General features: G+C 52.4%; 1 rRNA gene. It reads right to left on the reverse strand.

Annotated elements, in window-relative coordinates:
- Positions 1-25: 25 nt before the first annotated feature.
- Positions 26-2329: ribosomal RNA gene (locus OGY09_RS14120) — 23S ribosomal RNA — on the reverse strand; the annotation flags it as partial.

Genomic DNA, 2329 nt, shown 5'->3' on the forward strand with positions numbered 1-2329 from the left:
TTCGCCAAAACATCTTCGGCGTTGTAAGGTTAAGCCTCACGGTTCATTAGTATCGGTTAGCTCAATGTATCGCTACACTTACACACCCGACCTATCAACGTCATCGTCTTTAACGTTCCTTCAGGACCCTTAAAGGGTCAGGGAGAACTCATCTCGGGGCAAGTTTCGTGCTTAGATGCTTTCAGCACTTATCTCTTCCGCATTTAGCTACCGGGCAATGCCATTGGCATGACAACCCGAACACCAGTGATGCGTCCACTCCGGTCCTCTCGTACTAGGAGCAGCCCCCCTCAATTCTCCAGCGCCCACGGCAGATAGGGACCGAACTGTCTCACGACGTTCTAAACCCAGCTCGCGTACCACTTTAAATGGCGAACAGCCATACCCTTGGGACCTACTTCAGCCCCAGGATGTGATGAGCCGACATCGAGGTGCCAAACACCGCCGTCGATATGAACTCTTGGGCGGTATCAGCCTGTTATCCCCGGAGTACCTTTTATCCGTTGAGCGATGGCCCTTCCATTCAGAACCACCGGATCACTAAGACCTGCTTTCGCACCTGCTCGAGCCGTCACTCTCGCAGTCAAGCTAGCTTATGCCTTTGCACTAACCTCCTGATGTCCGACCAGGATTAGCTAACCTTCGTGCTCCTCCGTTACTCTTTAGGAGGAGACCGCCCCAGTCAAACTACCCACCAGACACTGTCCGCAACCCGGATTACGGGTCTACGTTAGAACACCAGCCATTAAAGGGTGGTATTTCAAGGATGGCTCCATGCAGACTGGCGTCCACACTTCAAAGCCTCCCACCTATCCTACACATCAAGGACCAGTGTTCAGTGTCAAGCTATAGTAAAGGTTCACGGGGTCTTTCCGTCTTGCCGCGGGTACACTGCATCTTCACAGCGAGTTCAATTTCACTGAGTCTCGGGTGGAGACAGCCTGGCCATCATTACGCCATTCGTGCAGGTCGGAACTTACCCGACAAGGAATTTCGCTACCTTAGGACCGTTATAGTTACGGCCGCCGTTTACCGGGGCTTCGATCAAGAGCTTCTCCTTACGGATAACCCCATCAATTAACCTTCCGGCACCGGGCAGGCGTCACACCGTATACGTCCACTTTCGTGTTTGCACAGTGCTGTGTTTTTAATAAACAGTTGCAGCCAGCTGGTATCTTCGACTGATTTCAGCTCCATGAGTAAATCACTTCACCTACATATCAGCGTGCCTTCTCCCGAAGTTACGGCACCATTTTGCCTAGTTCCTTCACCCGAGTTCTCTCAAGCGCCTTGGTATTCTCTACCTGACCACCTGTGTCGGTTTGGGGTACGATTTCGTGTTACCTGATGCTTAGAGGCTTTTCCTGGAAGCAGGGCATTTGTTACTTCAGCACCGTAGTGCCTCGTCATCACACCTCAGCGTTAAAAGGTACCGGATTTACCTGGAACCTCCGCCTACATGCTTAAACCGGGACAACCGTCGCCCGGCTAACATAGCCTTCTCCGTCCCCCCTTCGCAGTAACACCAAGTACAGGAATATTAACCTGTTTCCCATCGACTACGCCTTTCGGCCTCGCCTTAGGGGTCGACTCACCCTGCCCCGATTAACGTTGGACAGGAACCCTTGGTCTTCCGGCGTGCGGGTTTTTCACCCGCATTATCGTTACTTATGTCAGCATTCGCACTTCTGATACCTCCAGCATACCTCACGATACACCTTCAACGGCTTACAGAACGCTCCCCTACCCAACAACACATAGTGTCGCTGCCGCAGCTTCGGTGCATGGTTTAGCCCCGTTACATCTTCCGCGCAGGCCGACTCGACCAGTGAGCTATTACGCTTTCTTTAAATGATGGCTGCTTCTAAGCCAACATCCTGGCTGTCTGTGCCTTCCCACATCGTTTCCCACTTAACCATGACTTTGGGACCTTAGCTGGCGGTCTGGGTTGTTTCCCTCTTCACGACGGACGTTAGCACCCGCCGTGTGTCTCCCGTGATAACATTCTTCGGTATTCGCAGTTTGCATCGGGTTGGTAAGTCGGGATGACCCCCTAGCCGAAACAGTGCTCTACCCCCGAAGATGAATTCACGAGGCGCTACCTAAATAGCTTTCGGGGAGAACCAGCTATCTCCCGGTTTGATTGGCCTTTCACCCCCAGCCACAAGTCATCCGCTAATTTTTCAACATTAGTCGGTTCGGTCCTCCAGTTAGTGTTACCCAACCTTCAACCTGCCCATGGCTAGATCACCGGGTTTCGGGTCTATACCCTGCAACTTAACGCCCAGTTAAGACTCGGTTTCCCTTCGGCTCCCCTATTCGGTTAACC

This window comes from Citrobacter sp. Cpo071, from assembly GCF_030332765.1.
GTDB classification, from domain to species: Bacteria; Pseudomonadota; Gammaproteobacteria; order Enterobacterales; family Enterobacteriaceae; genus Citrobacter; species Citrobacter portucalensis.